This window comes from Burkholderia sp. AU33803 (assembly GCF_002223095.1).
Classification (GTDB): domain Bacteria; phylum Pseudomonadota; class Gammaproteobacteria; order Burkholderiales; family Burkholderiaceae; genus Burkholderia.
Window position 1 is genome coordinate 1,922,291 of record NZ_NKFJ01000004.1, and the last position, 18,160, is coordinate 1,940,450.

Here is an 18,160-nt window from a genome sequence, read left to right on the forward strand (position 1 = left end):
GGCGCGCGCCGCGCAACACCGGCTTACTCCGCGCGCCCCACCCGCTCCGCCGTCGCATCGAACGCGCGCTTCGCCTTGTCGACGATCTCGTCGACCTCCGCCTCGCGAATCACGAGCGGCGGCGACAGCAGCATGCGGTCGCCGGTCGCGCGCATGATCAGGTTGCCGTTGAAGCAGAAGTCGCGGCAGATCGTGCCGATATCGACGTTCGCACCGAACCGCTCGCGCCGCTCCCGGTCGCGCGCCAGCTGAACGCCCGCGACCAGCCCCGCTCCCGCAATCTCCCCGACGATCGGATGGTCGCCCAGCGCATCGCGCAGCCGGCGCTGGAAATACGGCCCGATATCGTTCTTCACGCGCTCGACGATCCCTTCGTCGCGCAGCAGCTTCAGGTTCGCGACCGCGACGGCCGCCGCGACCGGGTGGCCCGAGTACGTGAGGCCGTGGTTGAATTCGCCGTTGTCGATGATCGGCCGCGCCACGCGCTCGTGAATGCCGACCGCCCCCATCGGCACATAGCCCGACGTGAGGCCCTTGGCCATCGTGATGAGATCGGGTTCGAAACCGAAGTGCTGGTGGGCGAACCATTCGCCGGTGCGGCCGAAGCCGCCGATCACTTCGTCGGCTACCCGCAGGATGTCGTACTTGCGGCAGATCCGCTGGATTTCCGGCCAGTACGTCGACGGCGGGAAGATCACGCCGCCCGCGCCCTGGAATGGCTCGCCGATGAACGCGGCAACGTTCTCCGCGCCGAGTTCGAGGATCTTCGCTTCGAGCTGCCGTGCGCGCGCCAGGCCGAACGCTTCCGGCGTTTCGCCGGCCGCCGCTTCGACGAAGAAATACGGCTGGTCGATGTGCACGATGTGCTCGACCTTCGACGGCATCTGCTCGTGCATGTAGCCCATCCCGCCGAGCGTGCCGCCCGCGATCGTCGAGCCGTGATAGCCGTTCTTGCGCGAGATCACGTACTTCTTCTGCGGCTGGCCCTGCACGCGCCAGTACTGGTGCACGAGGCGCAGCACGGTGTCGTTGCCTTCCGAGCCGCTGTTGCAATAGAAGAAGTGATTGAAGCCCTTCGGCGTGACTTCCGCGAGCATCGCAGAGAGTTCGATCACCGGCGGGTGCGTGGTCTTGAAGAACGTGTTGTAGAACGGCAGTTCCTGGATCTGGCGATACGCGGCGTCGGCGAGTTCCTTGCGGCCGTAGCCGACGTTTACGCACCAGAGGCCGGCCATCCCGTCGATCACCTTGTTGCCGTCCGAATCCCACAGGTAGACGCCGTCGGCCTTCACGATCACGCGGCTGCCCGCACGGTTCAGCGCGCCCATGTCCGAGAACGGGTGGATGTGGTGCGCGGCGTCGAGCGCGCGATAATCCGCGGTCGATTGCGGCGATACAGCGTCATTTCTATCGGTCATGTTTCCTCCGGATAACCGTGCCGCACGCTCAGACGTGCAGCAGCAAATGCCTGCGCTCCCACGAGCTGATCACGCGGAAGAACGCTTCGTATTCGGTGTCCTTCAGCGCCAGATAGGCCTTCACGAACTTGTCGCCGAGAATGCCGGCCAGCGGCGTGCAGGCCGCCATCAGCGAGATGCCCTCCTCGAGATTGCGCGGCAGCTGGTATGGCAGGTTGTAGCCGTCCGACGCGATCGGCTCGGTCGGTGCGAGCTGCTGGATCAAGCCGAGATAGCCGGCCGCGAGCGTCGCGGCGAACGCGAGGTACGGATTGCAGTCGACGCCCGGGATCCGGTTCTCGATACGGCGCGCCGACGCGCCTGACTGCGGAATGCGGAAACCGACCGTGCGGTTGTCGTAGCCCCACTGCACGTTGATCGGCGCGGCCATGAAGCGCGACAGGCGGCGATACGAGTTGATGTACGGCGCGAAGATCGGCATCAGCGCCGGCGTGTACTTCTGCAGCCCCGCGAGATAGCTGTGGAACATCGGCGACACCGTACCGTCCTCGTTGGAGAACAGGTTGCGCCCCGTGCGCGCGTCGGCCAGGCTCTGGTGGATGTGCATCGCCGAGCCCGGCTCGTCCTGCATCGGCTTCGCCATGAAGGTCGCGTACATGTTGTGGCGCAGCGCCGCCTCGCGCACGGTGCGCTTGAACAGGAACACCTGGTCGGCCAGCGACAGCGCATCGCCATGCACGAAGTTGATCTCCATCTGCGCGGCGCCGACCTCGTGGATCAGCGTCTCGATATCGAGCCCCTGCATCTCGCAGTATTCGTAGATATCCTCGAACAGCGAATCGAACTCGTTCACGGCTTCGATCGAATACGACTGCCGGCCGGTCTCCGCGCGCCCGGTGCGGCCGACGGGCGGACGCAGCGGCAAGTCGGGATCGGCGTTCATGTCGACGAGATAGAACTCGAGCTCGGGTGCCACGACCGGCTGCCAGCCCTTCGCCTTGTACAGGTCGAGCACGCGTCGCAACACGTAGCGCGGCGAGATCTCGACCGGCGAGCCGTCGAAATGCACGCAGTCGTGGATCACCTGCGCGGTCGGGTCGACGGCCCACGGAATCAGGCAGATCGTCGACGGATCGGGCACGCACACCATGTCGGGGTCGGTCACGCCGGTCAGCGTGCCGTCCTCCGGATAGTCGCCGGTGACGGTCTGCACCATCACGGCCTGCGGGAGGCGCATCGATTCGCCGGATTCGAACTTGTTGCGCGGAATGATCTTGCCGCGCGCGATGCCGGCCATGTCGGGAATGATCGCCTCGACCTCGGTGATGCGGTGCTGTCGCAGGAATTCGCTCAGTTCGGGTTGCATGATCGGCCTCTATCAGTCGACGTCGGATGCGGCTGGCGACGGCATCGCGCCGCCGGCCGCCTGAATGCGATGCGTCATGCGCGCGCGGCACGCCGCGCCGAACGCCGCGAAGATATCGCGCGACAGCGGCTGTTCCGCGTAGCGCCATTCGGGATGCCACTGCACGCCGAGCGCGAACGCGCGCGCGTCGCGCACGCTGACGGCCTCGACCAGGCCGTCGGGCGCACTGGCTTCGACGACGAGCCCGGCGCCGAGCTGCGCGATGCCCTGGTCGTGCAGCGAATTGACCGTCGCTTCCTGCGCGCCACGCGTGACCCGCTGCAGCAAGCCGCCCGGCGCGAACTGCACGACGTGCGCGGGACCGTACTGCCGTTCGAGCGGATCGGCGGGCCGCTCTCGGTGATCGTCGAAGCCGGTCGTCGCGTGCAGCCGCTGATGCAGCGTGCCGCCGTAAGCGACGTTCAGCTCCTGCATGCCGCGACAGATCGCCAGCACGGGCACGCCCGCGTCGATCGCCGCGCGGATCAGCGGCAGCGCGGTCGCATCGCGCGCGGGGTCATGCAGCGTGTCGGGCGCGCTCGCGGCGCCGCCGTAATGATGCGGCTCGACGTTCGAATAGCTGCCGGTGAACAGCAACCCGTCGACTGCCGCGACGGTCGCATCGGCCGGCTGGCGCGCGCCGAGCGCGGGCAGCACGAACGCAAGCGCACCGGCGCCGTCGACGAGCGCGGCCAGGTACTTCTCCCCCGCCGTATGGTTCGGATGCGCACCGCGCAGGATGCGGTCGGCGGTGACGGCTACGATCGGGCGCGCACGCATGGGCGGCTCTCCGGTAATCGCGCGCGATGCGTCTGCACGCGGGATGTTGAAGGTTCACGCCGGCGCCGCACGTGCGCACCAGGACGCGGCGCATGCCCATGCGCGCTCCTGCCGCGCGGACGATGCGGCAACAGGCGGGGCGACCCGGAACGGAAGCGGAAAACGACGCTAGGGCAACAACGACGCGCTGCCGTCGCACTGCACCGCGCTGAACACGTGCGCGGACACGAGATTGAAGCGGCGCAGGCCGCGATGGGAAACGGCGAAGAAACGAGGCTCGCGTAAAAAGGCGGCACGCGTGCCGCGATCAGCATGCCGGGACGGCCCGGCCTGAGGCGGCGCGCCCGCCGACGGACTTCGCGTCCGGCGTATCGAAGGGCTGGCGGCTTTCACGATCGTACTCGACTGACTGATGAAGGCAGGACACGTGTCGCGATCAAGCGCATGCGGCAATGCCGCGCGGCGACACGTCGGCAAGGTGTCTCGCCGCGCATGCCGGCGCGGTGCGGCCACGATCGATGGCCGCGCCGCCGGTGCGCGCGTGACGACTTCCTGACATTCAGCTTATATCACCTAAAAATTGCGTCAAATTTTCAGGTGCCGATGACGACATCGAACAGACGAAAGCCCTACGAAAAAAAACGGCATCGATCCCGTGGATCGATGCCGTGTTGTGCACTGCATCGGTGCGGCCTGCTGCGTGCCGGCGGGCCGTGACGTGCCTGCTCCGCCGCGCTGCCGCATCGGTGCGGCCCGCGTTCAACGATGCGCGAGCGCGGTTTCGACGAGCGTCTGCAATAGCGGCACGATCCGCGCCGCACGCGCCTCGTCATACGCGTAAGGACGCGTCTCTTCCATGTAGGTGATCTGCGAGAGCTCGAGCTGCACGGCCTCGACGCCGGTAGCGGGCACGCCGTAGTGACGCGTGATGTAGCCGCCCTTGAAGCGCCCGTTCGCGACGGCCGTATAGCCGCCATGTTCGAGCACGCGCGCGGCCAGCGCCTCGGCCAGGCCCGGCGCGGCACTCGCGCCGCTCGACGTGCCGAAATTGAAGTCCGGCAGGCGGCCGTCGAAGAAACGCGGCACGTGCGAGCGGATCGAATGCGCTTCCCACACGAGCACGCGGCCGTGCTCGCGCTTCAGGCGCGCGACCTCGCCTTGCAGCGCCTCGTGATACGGCAGCCAGTAGCGGTCGCGGCGACGCATGATCTCGTCGTTGCCCGGCAGCGCGTTCGCCGGATACAGCGGCGCCTTGTCGAACGTATCGACCGGCACGAGCCCCGTCGTGTCCTGCCCCGGGTACAGGTTCTCGTTGTCGGGCGGCCGGTTCAGGTCGACGACGTAACGCGCATGCGACGGTACGAGGATCGATGCGCCGAGGTCGGCCGCGAATCCATACAGCCGTTCGAGATGCCAGTCGCAATCGTCGACGAAGCGCGCGTCGGCCGTCATCGTCGCGGCGATGTCGTCGGGAATGTGCGTGCCTGCGTGCGGAATCGAGATCAGCAGCGGCAGCGTGCCCTGCTTCAGCGTGAATACAGCCGGTTGTTCAGTCATGTCGCATCACCGTTGGAGGTCTGCCAGCGCACGCTTGCGGCGTGCGCCGGTTGCGCGCATCAGCGCAGCAGTTGCGCCAGCGCGGCGCGGTAGTCGGCATACGCGACGGCTTCGTCGCGATGACGGCGGCCGCTCACGACGCGCTCGCCGCCCGTGTAGACGTCGAGCACCGGCGTGTCGCCGTGCTCCGCGAACACGATACCCGACAACCACGATGTGCTGTCGTGTTCGGCGATTGCCGGATGATCGGGATCGAGCACAAGCCAGTCGGCGCGGCACCCTTCGCGCAGCGCACCGACGCGCCGCCCGCTGGCCTGCGCGCCCCCCGCGAGCGACGCGTCGAACAGGCGATCGGCGACATGCGCCTGCGTGTCGCTCGCCAGCACGTTGCGTGCACGGTGCACGAGCCGTTGGCCGTATTCGAGCAGGCGCAGCTCGGAGCGCCAGTCGACCGACGCGTGGCTGTCCGAGCCGACGCCGATCACGCCGCCCTGCGCGAGATAGTCGACGGCCGGGAACACGCCGTCGCCGAGGTTCGCTTCGGTCGTCAGGCACAGGCCGGCAACCGCGCGACGCTTTGCGAGCGCCGCCGTTTCGGCCGCGTCGACGTGCGTCGCGTGCACGAGACACCAGCGTGCATCGACGTCGAAGCGATCGAGCAGCCATTGCACGGGGCGCGCGCCGTACGCACGCACGCAGTCGTCGACTTCGGCCGTCTGCTCGGCGATGTGGATATGCACGGGCGCATCGCCGGGCAGCCCTGCGAGCAGCACGCGCAAACCGTTTTCGGATACCGCCCGCAGCGAGTGCGGTGCAACGCCGTAGCGCAGCCCGCCGTGCTCAGGCGCGACGCGGCGCATCGCGTCGAGCAGCTCGAGCAGGCCGTCGGGCGTGTTGATGAAGCGGCGCTGGTCGTCACGCGGCGGCTTGTCGCCGAAACCCGCGAACTGGTACGACACCGGCAGCATCGTGATGCCGATGCCGGCGGCACGCGCGGCGTCGATCACGCGCGTGCCGAGCTCGGCGATCTGCGGATAGCGTGAGCCGTCCTGCGTGTGATGCACGTAGTGGAATTCGCACACCGACGTGTAGCCGCACTTGAGCATCTCGACATACAGCCAGCGCGCGATCGCGGCGAGCGCGTCGGGCGTGATCTTCAGCGCGAAGCGGTACATCAGGTCGCGCCAGCTCCAGAAGCTGTCGGACGGATTCGCGCGATATTCGGTGAGCCCCGCCATCGCGCGCTGGAACGCGTGCGAGTGCAGGTTCGGCATGCCGGGCAGCACCGGCCCGGCCGCGCGTGCGACGCCCGCGGGTGCGTCGGTGTCGGGCGTCACGCCGGTCAGCGTGCCGGCCGCGTCCCAGCGCAGCAGGACGTTACGGCGCCAGCCATCGGGCAGGTACGCATGGTCTGCGAACAACGTGGTGTCGGTCATGAGGCTATCCATTCATCCGGCGAAACACGGTCGTGCCGCCGCGTACGACCTGCTCGCACAGCGGCCGGCCGATCCAGTAGGCGAGTTCCGCCAGCGAGCCGACCGACCACGCGGCGAAGTCGGCCTGGCGACCAACCTCGAGCGCGCCGTGGCGATCCGCGCGGCCGAGCGCCGCCGCCGCATGGCGCGTGACGCCCTGCAGCACTTCGGGCACCGTCATGCGGAACAGCGTGCAGCCCAGGTTCAACGTCAGCAGCAGCGATTCGAGCGGCGACGTGCCGGGGTTGTGATCGGTCGCGAGCGCGATCGGCACGCCGTGCTTGCGCAGCAGCTCGATCGGCGGCAGTTGCGTCTCGCGGATGAAGTAGTACGCACCGGGTAGCAGCACGGCAACCGTGCCGGCTGCCTTCATCGCCTCGATGCCGGCTTCGTCGAGAAATTCGAGGTGATCGGCGGACAGCGCGCGATAACGCGCGGCAAGCGCCGTGCCGCCGGCATTCGACAGTTGCTCCGCATGCAGCTTCACGGGCAGCCCGCGCCGCGTCGCGGCCTCGAACACGCGCTCGGTCTGCGCGAGCGAAAAGCCGATGCGTTCGCAGAACACGTCGACCGCGTCGACGAGCCCTTCGTCGGCCAGCGCCGGCAGCATCCGGTCGCACACTTCGTCGATGTACGCATCCGCACGGCCCGCATATTCGGGCGGCAGCGCGTGCGCGCCGAGGAAGGTCGTGTAGACGGTGACCGGAAAGCGTTCGCCGAGCTGGCGTGCAACGCGCAGCATCTTGCGTTCGCTCGCGAGGTCGAGCCCGTAGCCCGACTTGATCTCGATCGCGGTCACGCCTTCGGCGAGCAGCGGCTGCAGGCGGGCCGCGGCCTGCACGAACAGCGTCGTCTCGTCGGCCGCGCGCGTCGCGCGCACCGTCGACACGATCCCGCCGCCCTGCCGCGCGATTTCCTCGTAGCTCACGCCCGCGAGGCGCTGCGCGAATTCGTCGGCACGCGTGCCGCCGTACACGAGGTGCGTATGGCAGTCGACGAGGCCCGGCGTCACCCACGCGCCGTGCAGATCCTCGCGCCGCCAGTGGGCGTAACCGTGCGGCAGCGCGGACATCGCGCCGAGCCAGACGATCGTGCCGGTTTCGTCGACGGCGATCGCCGCGTCGTCGATCGTCTCGTCAGGATGGCCGTGCGGACACAGCCTCAGGTGATGCCAGACAGTCGGTTTCATGCGTTCAGTCTCGTTCGCCGATGGCGAGCGACACGGCGAGCAACGCGCCGCTACCGCTCACGACGACGTCAAACGCACGCCGCGGCCCGTCGAGCCGCAGCGTGTCCATTTCTTCCAGGGTGTAGCGTGTGCCGTCGATTTCGACCGCGGCGTCGCCGGCCGCGCAATACAGCAGCACGGTATCGGCATGCTCGATGCGGTGCGCGCCTGCGCGCCATACGTCGAGCACGCCGCGCGCGGCCGAACGGCGCGTCATCAGGTTGAAGTCGCGCGTCGCGCCGTCGTGCAGCGTCGCGTCGATCGCCGCTTCCCCCGCGAAATCCGCGCGGGCCAGCGGTGCGTCGAGCACGTGGCGGGCGCCGCCTGCCTCGGCGAGCGTCATGCCCGCGCCGGACAGCAGCACCAGCGTGCGGTCGATCCCGTCGAAACGCGAGAACGGCCCGGCCGTGCCGACGTCGGCGACGCTCACGCGCCACGCGAACGCGTCGAGCGCGGCGCCCGGCGGAAACGCGCCGATCTCGCGCGTCACGCCACCGCCGTTCTTCCAGGGCGACGCGACGAGATCCGCGGCGCGGATCATCGTCGCGTTCACCGGCGCCGGGTGGAGCGCCGTCATGCTCAGCGGCCGAGCATCGGCAGCTTCAGGCCGGCTTCGCGGGCCGTCTGCTGCGCGAGTTCGTAGCCGGCATCCGCATGGCGCATCACGCCCGTCGCCGGGTCGTTCAGCAGCACGCGGCCGAGACGCTCGTGCGCTTCGGCGGTACCGTCGGCGACGATCACGACGCCCGAGTGCTGCGAGAAGCCCATGCCCACGCCGCCGCCATGGTGCAGCGACACCCACGATGCGCCGCCTGCGGTGTTCAGCAGGGCGTTCAGCAGCGGCCAGTCGCTCACGGCGTCCGAACCGTCCTTCATCGATTCCGTCTCGCGGTTCGGGCTGGCGACCGAACCCGTATCGAGGTGGTCGCGGCCGATCACGATCGGCGCCTTCAGCTCGCCGTTCTTGACCATCTCGTTGAACGCCTGGCCGAGGCGATAGCGGTCCTTCACGCCGACCCAGCAGATCCGTGCCGGCAGGCCCTGGAACGCAATGCGCTCACGCGCCATGTCGAGCCAGTTGTGCAGGTGCGGATCGTCGGGGATCAGCTCCTTCACCTTCTGGTCGGTCTTGTAGATGTCTTCCGGATCGCCGGACAGCGCGACCCAGCGGAACGGGCCCTTGCCTTCGCAGAACAGCGGGCGGATGTAGGCCGGCACGAAGCCCGGGAAGTCGAACGCGTTCTCGACGCCCATTTCCAGCGCCATCTGGCGGATGTTGTTGCCGTAGTCCAGCGTCGCCGCGCCGCGTTCCTGCAGCGCGAGCATCGCGCGCACCTGGACGGCCATCGACTGCTTCGCGACCTTCACGATGCTCTGCGGATCGACCTTCTGCGCCTCGCGCCATTGCGCGACGGTCCAGCCTTGCGGCAGGTAGCCGTTGATCGGGTCGTGCGCGCTCGTCTGGTCGGTCACGCAATCCGGCGTGATGCCGCGCGTGACGAGTTCGGCGAACACGTCGGCCGCGTTGCCGAGCAGGCCGATCGACACCGGCTTGCCGGTGCGCTTCGCTTCCTCGATCATGCCGAGCGCCTCGTCGAGCGTCGTCGCCTTCTTGTCGACGTAGCGCGTCTTCAGGCGGAAGTCGATGCGGGTCTCGTCGCATTCGACCGCGATCATCGAGAAGCCGGCCATCGTCGCGGCCAGCGGCTGCGCGCCGCCCATGCCGCCCAGGCCGCCCGTCAGGATCCAGCGGCCCGACGGATCTCCGTTGAAGTGCTGGTTCGCGACCGAGAAGAACGTTTCATAGGTGCCCTGAACGATGCCCTGGCTGCCGATGTAGATCCAGCTGCCGGCCGTCATCTGGCCGTACATCATCAGGCCCTTGCGGTCGAGCTCGTGGAAGTGATCCCAGTTCGCCCAGTGCGGCACGAGGTTCGAGTTCGCGAGCAGCACGCGCGGCGCATCCTTGTGCGTGCGGAACACACCGACCGGCTTGCCCGACTGGATCAGCAGCGTCTCGTTCTCTTCGAGATCCTTCAGCGATGCGAGGATCTGGTCGTAGCATTCCCAGTTGCGTGCCGCACGGCCGATGCCGCCGTACACGACGAGCGCGTGCGGGTGCTCGGCGACTTCCGGGTCGAGGTTGTTCTGGATCATCCGGTAGGCCGCTTCGGCCAGCCAGGTCTTGCAGACTTTCTCGCTGCCGCGCGGCGCGCGGATCGTGCGCGTCGGATCGAGACGGGGATCGATGTGTTTCGGATGGTTCATGACGACTGCTCCCGAAGGAAAATGACTATCAAATAGGAATCAGAAATGCCCGGTGAAGCGATAACGGCTGCCGGGATGCCACAGATTCGCCACCGAGGCGACGACGCCCTGCGACCAGGTGCGTCGATGTAAAACCAGACACGGCTCGACGTCGTCCATCCGCAGCTGCTCGCGCCGCTCCGGCGCCGGGGCCGCCGCTTCGATCCGGTACTCGACGCGCTGCAGCGGAGCCGCGCGCATCAGGTACAGGTTCGGCGTCGTGTTCGTGAAATCCTGCTCGGCGTAATCCGGCGCGACCGCCGGATTCACCCATCGTTCTTCGAGCTGCACGGGCTCGTCATTCTCGAAGTGCAGCACCTGCGAATGAAACAGCTTCGTGCGCACGGCGACCTGCATCTCGTCGGCGAGCGCGTCGTCGGCGCGGATCGTGTCGAGGCCGAGCACGCTCGCGTGATACGCGTGCCCGCGCGCACCGACTTCCTCCGAGATGCTGCGGATCGCCACCAGCGTCGACTCGTACTTCGGCCGCGCGACGTAGGTGCCCGCCCCCTTCATGCGCGTGAGCACCTGCTCGGCCGTCAACTCGCGCAGCGCGCGGTTGACGGTCATGCGCGCCACCTTGAATTCGCGCGCCAGCTCGTTCTCGGACGGCACCTGATCGCCCTCCTCCCACTCGCCTGCGTGGATGCGGGCCAGGATGAAATCCTTGATCTCCTGGTAGACCGGCGCGCTCATCGGCTTACTGTTCCGACGCGAACGAGAACGGCGCGACCTTCGCGAACGCGCGCTCGCCGACCAGCTTGGCGATCACGGCGATGTCCGGTGCGAAGTAGTGGTCGAGCTCGTAGTGCGCGACCTTGCTGCGGATCGTTTCCATCACCGGCGCCAGCTTCGGGCTCGTGTGGTACGGCGCGCGAAGGTCGACGCCTTGCGCGGCGGCCAGCAGTTCGATTGCGAGGATGTGCTTCGTGTTGTCCGCGATGTCGGCGAGCTTGCGCGCGGCGAACGTCGCCATCGACACGTGGTCTTCCTGGTTCGCCGAGGTCGGCAGCGAGTCGACCGACGCCGGGTGCGCAAGCGTCTTGTTTTCCGACGCGAGGGCGGCCGCCGTCACGTGCGCGATCATGAAGCCCGAGTTCACGCCGCCGTCCCGCACGAGGAACGGGGGCAGGCCCGACAGCGTCGCGTCGATCAGCAGCGCGATGCGGCGTTCGGCCAGCGCGCCGATTTCCGCTGCGGCGAGCGCGAGGTTGTCGGCCGCGAATGCGACGGGTTCCGCGTGGAAGTTGCCGCCCGACAGCACTTCGCCGGTATCCGGGAAGATCAGCGGGTTGTCCGACACGGCGTTCGCTTCGACCAGCAGCACGTCGGCCGCATGGCGCATCTGGTCCAGGCACGCGCCCATCACCTGCGGCTGGCAGCGCAGGCTGTACGGGTCCTGCACCTTGTCGCAGTCGCGGTGCGACTGGTTGATCGGCGAGCCTTCGAGCAGGTCGCGATACGATGCGGCCGCATCGATCTGGCCTTGGTGGCCGCGCAGCTCATGAATGCGTGCGTCGAACGGCTTCACCGAGCCGGCAGCCGCGTCGACCGATAGCGCACCCGCGACGAGCGCGGTGCGGTACAGGTCTTCGATCGCGAACATGTTGTCGAGCGCCAGCGCGGTCGATGCCTGCGTGCCGTTCAGCAGCGCCAGGCCTTCCTTCGCCTGCAGCGTCAGCGGTGCGAGGCCCGCGACGCGCAGACCGTCGAGCGCGCTTGCACGCTCGCCGCGGATGAACACTTCGCCGACGCCCAGCAGCACGGCCGACATGTGCGCGAGCGGCGCGAGGTCGCCCGATGCGCCGACCGAGCCCTTCACCGGGATCAGCGGCAGCACGTCCGCGTTGAACAGCTTGATCAGCGCGTCCATCACTTCGCGACGGATGCCCGAGTGGCCGCGGCCGAGGCTCGACAGCTTCAGCGCCATCAGCAGGCGCACCGACGAGCGTGCCATCGGCTCGCCCACGCCGACCGCGTGCGACAGCACGAGGTTCTTCTGCAGCAGTTCGAGCTGGTCGTGCGGGATGTGCGTGCTGGCCAGGCGGCCGAAGCCCGTGTTGATGCCGTAGGCCGGCTCGCCCTTCGCGGCGATGTCGGCGACGGCCTTCGCGCCGGCGTCGATCTTCGCGAAGCTGGCCGGGTCGAGCGTCAGCTGGACGGATTCGCGTGCGATCTGGCGCAGTTGCGGGAGGGTCAGATGGCCGGGGGTCAACGTAATCATGTGAGCAATCCTGTCTAGACAAGTTCGGAATGGATTGAAGTGTAGCCACGCCAACTTGTCTAGACAACCCGTTTTTCACCGATTTCGACTCGGGAGTTTCCCTGATGCCCGGCGCGGCCCGCCGCACCGGCCCGTGGGATCCGACGCTTAACAATTGTTGCAATTATTTTTTATTTAGCAACATACGGATCACCATTCGCCACGGAGACCGCCATGCCCTTCCCGTCACGACTCGCCGCCCGGATCGGCCGCCCCCTGCTGTTCGCCGCGTGCGCACTGGCGTGCGGCGCGTCGCTCGCCGCGCAGCCGCTGTCGGGCACGCTCGAGAAGATCCGGCAGAGCAACCTGATCTCGATCGGCCACCGCGAAACGTCGGTGCCGTTTTCCTACGTCGACGCGAACGGCAAGGTCATCGGCTTCTCGCAGGACCTGTGCGACCGCGTGATCGCCGCGGTGAAGGCGCGCACCGGCAAGCCCGACCTGCAGGTGCGCTTCATCCCCGTCACGTCGCAGAACCGCATTCCGCTCGTGCAGAACGGCACCGTCGATCTCGAATGCGGCGTGACGACGAACCTCGCCGCGCGTCACGCGCAGGTCGCGTTCTCGACCACCTTCTTCGTCGCGACGACGCGCCTGCTCACGCGCACGAGTTCGGGCATCCGCGACTTCCCCGACCTCGCCGGCAAGACGGTCGTGACGAACCAGGGCACGACGTCCGAGCGCCTGCTGCGCAAGATGAACGAGGACAGGAAGATGAACATGCGGATCATCAGCGCGAAGGATTACGGCGAAGGGCGCCTCACGCTCGAATCGGGCCGCGCGGCCGCGTACATGATGGACGACGTGCTGCTCGCGGGCGTGCGCCAGCTCGCCGCGAAGCCGGCCGACTGGCAGATCGTCGGCACGCCGCAATCGTCGGAAGCCTACGGGTTCATGCTGCGCAAGGACGATCCGCAGTTCAAGGCGCTCGTCGACGGCGTGCTCGTGCAATTGATGAAGCGCGGCGAGATCGACGCGCTTTACGACAAGTGGTTCATGAAGCCGGTGCCGCCGAAGGGGCTGTCGTTCGACTTCGCGATGAGCGACGTGATCAAGGCGCGCTATGCGGCGCCGAACGACGCGCCGCTCGAATGAGCGCCGCGCGCTGAGCGCGGCTCACGCACGCGTCCACGCGACGCATGCCGCATAGCCGGGCGCCGCGTCGAGCCACGCCGCATCGAACGCCGCGACGCCGGCGGCGGGCGCGGCCGGCTCGACGATCGTCGTCGCGGGGGTCGCGACATCGCGCGGCGGCATGACCGCGAACGCGCCCAGCCCGCCGACGATGCCCGTGCCGAGCGCCTTGAGCAGCGCCTCCTTCGCACTCCAGACGCGCATGAATGCGCCGGCCCGTTCGGCCGGCGGCAGGCTGTCGAGATAGGCGGCTTCGGCGGGCGCGCACACCTCGCGCGTCAGCGCCCGCCAGTCGGCCGTGCGATTGCAGGACTCGATATCGACGCCGACGCGCCCCGCAGGAGCCCACGCAATCAACGCATGGTCGCCCGCATGCGACACGTTGAAGTCGAGCGATGCGCGATGCGCGCCGTCCAGCGACGGCCGCCCCGATGCGTCGACGACGATGGCCACCGCGTGCGGCGCGATGCCGAGGGCCGTGCCCAGCACGTCGCGCAGCGCGGCGCGCGTCGCGGCGCTGCGCACCGCATCCTCATGCCGCATGAAGCGGGCGGCTCGCGCGCGCTCGCCGTCGCTCAGTGCCGCATACGCGGGCGACACAAGCGGCACGCGCCAGTCGAAATCGACGCGCGCGATCTGCACGCCGGCGCGGGTCGCGGCGGGCGGCGCGTCGAGCCGCTGCATGCGCCAGGCGCGGGGGCATTCTGACGGAGAAACGGAATCGGGCGGGACGAGCATCGACGTGCGGCGGCCTGTGGAAGGAAACGTCCGATGTTAATCGATCAAGCGGTATGGCAAACCGTTGCGGCCCGTCGGCGTCGATGCCGAGCGCCGGCGCTCGTCCTCTCTCGGCATGCGCGATGCATGACGAGGCCGCCCAATCACCCGTTCGCGGCCACGCCCGGCACGCCGCTGCCGGGCCCACGCCCGCGCGATGCCGGGTGAATCGCATGCACGTTGCCCGGCGCATCGGCCGGCAGCGCGCCGTGCTGCAGCCAGTAGAGCGCGAGCGGCCACAGCGTTTCGGTGAAGCGGCTGTGGAAAAACGCGAAATGGCCGATCGCGTCGACACCGATGTCGGCCGGCGCGATCCGCAGATGCGTGACGTCGCTGCCCGTGTAGTAGCCGACCAGCCGCTCGATCGCCGCGACCGTGCCGAACCCGTCGTCGTCGAGGCCAATCGCGAGCATCGGCGCCGACAGCCCCGCGAAGCGGGCGGGCAACGCGGCGCGGCTCGCGGCGGGTTCGGCGAGCGGGCCGCTCGTATAGCCGTCCTCGAAGCGTGCCTGCGAACGCACCCACGACAACGCGACGCCGCGCGGCGTGTCCTCCATCCAGCCGAGCCGCTTCGCGGGCACGTAGCCGAACACGGCCGCGAGCACCGGCATCGCGACGTGCCACTTCCACCACATGCGCCGCCGTTCGGCCGGCCGGTAATCGCGCCAGTACGCATACTGCGCGCCGACCGTCACCGCATGCCGCACATGAACGTTCGATGCGGCGAGCCCAAGCGCGAACCCGCCGATGCTGTGCGCGACGACGTCGATCGGCTGGCCCGGAAACGCGTCGCGTGCGTAGTGCAGCGCGCCTTCGCAATCGAGCCGCCCCCAGTCGAGCCAGTTCGCGCGCAGCTTCGCGAGCTGCGCCGGGCGCGACCCGCCGATGCCGCGATAGTCGTAGACGAGCACGTCGCGCCCCTGGGCGAACAGCCAGGCCGCGAAACGGAAGTAGTAGTCGCAACGCACCGACGTCGCGCAATTGATGACCGTCACCGGCCGCACGACACTGCCGCCGCGATGGCGCCATACATGGCCGCGCAATGCATAACCGTCGGCCGCGCGCAGCGTCACCGGCTCGGGCGGCAATGCGTCCGCCGCGCGGGTGCCCTGCGTCATTTCGCTGCCTTCGTTCGAAATCGTCATCGTGTCTCCGGTCCCATGCTTCGCGGTCCGTCCGGGTGAGCGCGTCAGTGCCTGCCCACGCCCATGCTTCGCAGCCGGCCGGGGCGTCGCCCGCCCCCTCCTTCACCGCCCGCACCAGCCTCCATTGAACTTGACGCGCCCCGCGTTCTCAACCAATCTTGCTGCTCCGTTCGCATGAGTCACGCGCATGTCAACGCCGCTCGTCCGCCTCCCGTCGCTCGACCTCGTCCGCGGTTTCGTCGCCGTCGGCCGCCGCATGAGCATCACGCTCGCCGCGCAGGACCTGTGCGTCACGCAATCGGCGGTCAGCCGCCAGGTACACGCACTCGAAGCGCACCTCGGCGTCGCATTGCTGCAGCGCGGCTACCGGAAGATCGCGTTCACGCCGGAAGGCGAGCGGCTGTTTCGCGTCGCGGATGCGGCGCTGCACGGGCTGCAGGACACCGTCGCGTCGCTCGCGGCCACGCGCGAGCGCCAGCCCGTCACGATCACCGCCAGCATCGGCGTCACCGCGCTGTGGCTGCTGCCGCGGCTCGGGCGGCTGCAGGCGCGCCTGCCGGAGATCGACCTGCGCGTGGCCGCGAACGACAAGGTACTCGATTTGCGCGCCGAAGGCATCGACCTCGGCATCCGCTATTGTCCGCGCGACCGCGCGCCGGCCGGCGCGCTGCGCCTGTTCGACGAGATCGTCGTGCCGGTCGCCCATCCGGCGCTCGCCGCGCGGCCGGTCACGAACGCGGCGGCGATCGCCGACCACGTGCTGCTCGAATTCGACGGGCCGCCGCAGCCGCAATTGCAGTGGCGCACGCACCTGCACGCGGCCGGGCTCGGCGACGCGCGCCCGAAAGGCGTGCTGCGCTTCAACCAGTACGACCAGGTGATCCAGGCGGCGATCGCGGGCCAGGGCGTCGCGCTCGGCCGGCTCGCGCTCGTCGCGCCGATGCTCGCGGACGGGCGGCTCGCGGTGCTCGGGCCGCACACGCAGGCGCTGTCGGATGCTTACGGCTACTGGCTGTTCCAGCACGATCCGGCCCCGCGCCGCGAAGTCGCCGACGTGCGCGACTGGATGCTCGCCGAAGCGGCCGAATGCGATACCGCGATGCGTGCGCACGGCACGGCGTCGGTGTGAGCTGACCCGGCCTCTGCGAACAAACCCGACCGCTCCCGAGCGCCTGCGCCCCGCTCCACTCCGCGCGCCCCTCATCGCATTCCTGCCAAGCATGCCAACCTGACCGAATGATCGCTTGAGCGACGACGGGCCCGATCGTCTAATCGGATCGAGCGCGGCCGTCTTGCCGCGCGCCTTCATCCGGAGACACGCATGACCCCGATCGAGCAGGAAGTCCGCCGCCGCTGGCTGCCCGTCCTGGCCGGCGGCCTGATCATGGGCGCCGCGCTCGGCATCCGCCACGTGCAGGGCCTGTTCCTCGCGCCGGTGTCGCTCGACCACGGCTGGTCGCGCGAAGCGTTCGGGCTCGCCCTCGCGCTGCAGAACCTGATCTGGGGCGTCGCGCAGCCGTTCACGGGGATGGTCGCCGATCGCTTCGGGTCGCTGCGCGTGATCATCGCCGGGATGCTGCTGTATGCGGCCGGGCTCGTCACGATGGCGCATGCGGCGTCAACCGGCATGTTCACGGTCGGCGCCGGGCTCGTGATCGGCATCGCGCTGTCGGGCTCGGCGTTCGCGTCGATCTATGGCGCGCTGAGCCGCCTGTTTCCGCCGGACCGGCGCGGCTGGGCGCTCGGCGTTGCGGGCGCGATCGGCGGGCTCGGCCAGTTCTGCATGGTGCCCGTCGCGCAGACGCTGATCGGCGGCATCGGCTGGCGGCACGCGTTCATCGCACTGGCGCTCGTCGCGGCGCTGCTTGCACCGCTCGCGCTGCTGCTACGCGACCGCCCCGCGCAGGCTGCCGCCGCCGGCCCCGACCAGTCGATCGGCGAAGCCGTGCGCGAGGCGTTCGCGCATCGCGGCTTCTGGCTGCTGAACGCGGGTTTCTTCGCATGCGGCTTCCAGCTCGCGTTCGTCGCGACGCATCTTCCCGCGTACCTGCTCGACCACGGGCTGCCGGCACGCCACGCGAGCGTCGCGCTTGCGCTGATCGCGCTGACCAACGTGGCCGGCACCTATGCGTGCGGCCATCTCGGCGGGCTGCTGCGGCGCAAGTACGTGCTGTCGGTGCTGTACCTCGTGCGTGCCCTCACGATGGCCGTGTTCGTCGCGGCGCCGCTGTCGCCCGCGAGCGTCTACGTGTTCGCGGCCGTAATGGGATTCACGTGGCTCGGCACCGTGCCGCTGACGAACGGTGTGATCTCGCAGATGTTCGGCGTGCGCTACATCGCGACGCTGTTCGGCTTCGTGTTCTTCGGACACCAGCTCGGCAGCTTCTTCGGCGTCTGGCTCGGCGCGGTGGTGTACGACGCGACGCATTCGTACCTGCCGCTGTGGGTGGGCTCGATCGCGCTCGGCGTACTCGCGGCGTTGCTGCACCTGCCGATCAACGACGCGCGCGTCGCACGCCCGGCATCGGGCAACGCGGCATGGGCATGATCCGCGCGGCGCTGGCCGCCGGCACGCTCGCGTTCGTCGCGTGGTGCGGCGCGGCCTATTTCAGTTCGGGCGTCGCGTATGCGCTGCTCGAACACGTCGCGTTCTGCAATTGAGGCGGCCATC

Annotated in this window: 16 protein-coding genes; 4 read left to right on the forward strand and 12 right to left on the reverse strand. The window is 68.8% G+C overall.

All coding sequences use genetic code 11. The features are described 5' to 3' along the window. Nucleotides 1-23 precede the first annotated feature (23 nt). From CFB41_RS11415 to hutH, 10 genes are all read right to left on the reverse strand, one after another. Nucleotides 24-1,418, reverse strand: a complete 1,395-nt coding sequence (locus tag CFB41_RS11415) for an aspartate aminotransferase family protein (RefSeq protein WP_089456493.1) — start codon at nucleotides 1,416-1,418, stop codon at nucleotides 24-26. Between the two features lie 28 nt (nucleotides 1,419-1,446). After that, nucleotides 1,447-2,784, reverse strand: a complete 1,338-nt coding sequence (locus tag CFB41_RS11420; protein WP_089456494.1) for a glutamine synthetase family protein — start codon at nucleotides 2,782-2,784, stop codon at nucleotides 1,447-1,449. A gap of 12 nt (nucleotides 2,785-2,796) precedes the next feature. After that, a complete protein-coding gene (locus CFB41_RS11425) occupies nucleotides 2,797-3,603 on the reverse strand; it encodes a gamma-glutamyl-gamma-aminobutyrate hydrolase family protein (protein ID WP_089456495.1) in 807 nt (268 codons plus the stop codon). A gap of 759 nt (nucleotides 3,604-4,362) precedes the next feature. Beyond that, nucleotides 4,363-5,160 carry an N-formylglutamate deformylase gene (hutG, locus tag CFB41_RS11435; protein ID WP_069248393.1) on the reverse strand — a complete coding sequence of 266 codons (798 nt, stop codon included), beginning with the start codon at nucleotides 5,158-5,160 and terminating at the stop codon, nucleotides 4,363-4,365. Nucleotides 5,161-5,219: 59 nt separating this feature from the next. Further along, entirely contained in the window at nucleotides 5,220-6,596 is a 1,377-nt protein-coding gene (locus CFB41_RS11440; protein ID WP_089456496.1) for a formimidoylglutamate deiminase, read from the reverse strand. A gap of 4 nt (nucleotides 6,597-6,600) precedes the next feature. Then, nucleotides 6,601-7,824, reverse strand: coding sequence for an imidazolonepropionase (gene hutI / locus CFB41_RS11445; RefSeq protein WP_089456497.1), 1,224 nt, complete (start codon nucleotides 7,822-7,824; stop codon nucleotides 6,601-6,603). 4 nt (nucleotides 7,825-7,828) lie between these two features. Beyond that, nucleotides 7,829-8,440 carry a HutD family protein gene (locus CFB41_RS11450; RefSeq protein ID WP_089456498.1) on the reverse strand — a complete coding sequence of 204 codons (612 nt, stop codon included), beginning with the start codon at nucleotides 8,438-8,440 and terminating at the stop codon, nucleotides 7,829-7,831. Nucleotides 8,441-8,442: 2 nt separating this feature from the next. Beyond that, on the reverse strand, nucleotides 8,443-10,131 hold the full coding sequence (hutU, locus tag CFB41_RS11455; protein WP_089425798.1) for a urocanate hydratase: 1,689 nt from the start codon (nucleotides 10,129-10,131) through the stop codon (nucleotides 8,443-8,445). 39 nt (nucleotides 10,132-10,170) lie between these two features. Next, nucleotides 10,171-10,866 carry a histidine utilization repressor gene (hutC, locus tag CFB41_RS11460; protein ID WP_069248398.1) on the reverse strand — a complete coding sequence of 232 codons (696 nt, stop codon included), beginning with the start codon at nucleotides 10,864-10,866 and terminating at the stop codon, nucleotides 10,171-10,173. A gap of 4 nt (nucleotides 10,867-10,870) precedes the next feature. Next, nucleotides 10,871-12,394, reverse strand: coding sequence for a histidine ammonia-lyase (gene hutH / locus CFB41_RS11465; protein WP_089456499.1), 1,524 nt, complete (start codon nucleotides 12,392-12,394; stop codon nucleotides 10,871-10,873). 213 nt (nucleotides 12,395-12,607) lie between these two features. Between hutH and CFB41_RS11470 the strand changes: the two genes are divergently transcribed. Further along, a complete protein-coding gene (locus tag CFB41_RS11470) occupies nucleotides 12,608-13,528 on the forward strand; it encodes a glutamate/aspartate ABC transporter substrate-binding protein (protein WP_089456500.1) in 921 nt (306 codons plus the stop codon). Nucleotides 13,529-13,549: 21 nt separating this feature from the next. Here the strand turns inward: CFB41_RS11470 and CFB41_RS11475 are convergent, their stop codons facing one another. Both CFB41_RS11475 and CFB41_RS11480 read right to left on the reverse strand, forming a co-directional pair. Further along, nucleotides 13,550-14,305 carry a 4'-phosphopantetheinyl transferase superfamily protein gene (locus tag CFB41_RS11475; protein WP_089456501.1) on the reverse strand — a complete coding sequence of 252 codons (756 nt, stop codon included), beginning with the start codon at nucleotides 14,303-14,305 and terminating at the stop codon, nucleotides 13,550-13,552. A 143-nt stretch (nucleotides 14,306-14,448) separates the two neighbouring features. Next, the gene (locus CFB41_RS11480) at nucleotides 14,449-15,489 is read right to left on the reverse strand and encodes an alpha/beta fold hydrolase (RefSeq protein ID WP_089456502.1); all 1,041 of its coding nucleotides are present in this window, start codon (nucleotides 15,487-15,489) and stop codon (nucleotides 14,449-14,451) included. 187 nt (nucleotides 15,490-15,676) lie between these two features. Here CFB41_RS11480 and CFB41_RS11485 point away from each other — a divergent pair, with 187 nt between their 5' ends. The 3 genes from CFB41_RS11485 to CFB41_RS38570 all read left to right on the forward strand — a co-directional run bounded on the left by CFB41_RS11485 (nucleotide 15,677) and on the right by CFB41_RS38570 (nucleotide 18,150). Next, complete coding sequence (locus CFB41_RS11485; protein WP_089456503.1) at nucleotides 15,677-16,618, forward strand: LysR substrate-binding domain-containing protein; 942 nt, start codon at nucleotides 15,677-15,679, stop codon at nucleotides 16,616-16,618. A 192-nt stretch (nucleotides 16,619-16,810) separates the two neighbouring features. Next, nucleotides 16,811-18,037: an MFS transporter gene (locus tag CFB41_RS11490; protein WP_089456504.1), complete on the forward strand. Its 1,227-nt coding sequence runs from the start codon at nucleotides 16,811-16,813 to the stop codon at nucleotides 18,035-18,037. Beyond that, nucleotides 18,028-18,150: a hypothetical protein gene (locus CFB41_RS38570; RefSeq protein WP_041492896.1), complete on the forward strand. Its 123-nt coding sequence runs from the start codon at nucleotides 18,028-18,030 to the stop codon at nucleotides 18,148-18,150. Before CFB41_RS11490 ends, CFB41_RS38570 begins: the two co-directional genes overlap by 10 nt. The last annotated feature ends 10 nt before the right edge of the window (nucleotides 18,151-18,160 follow it).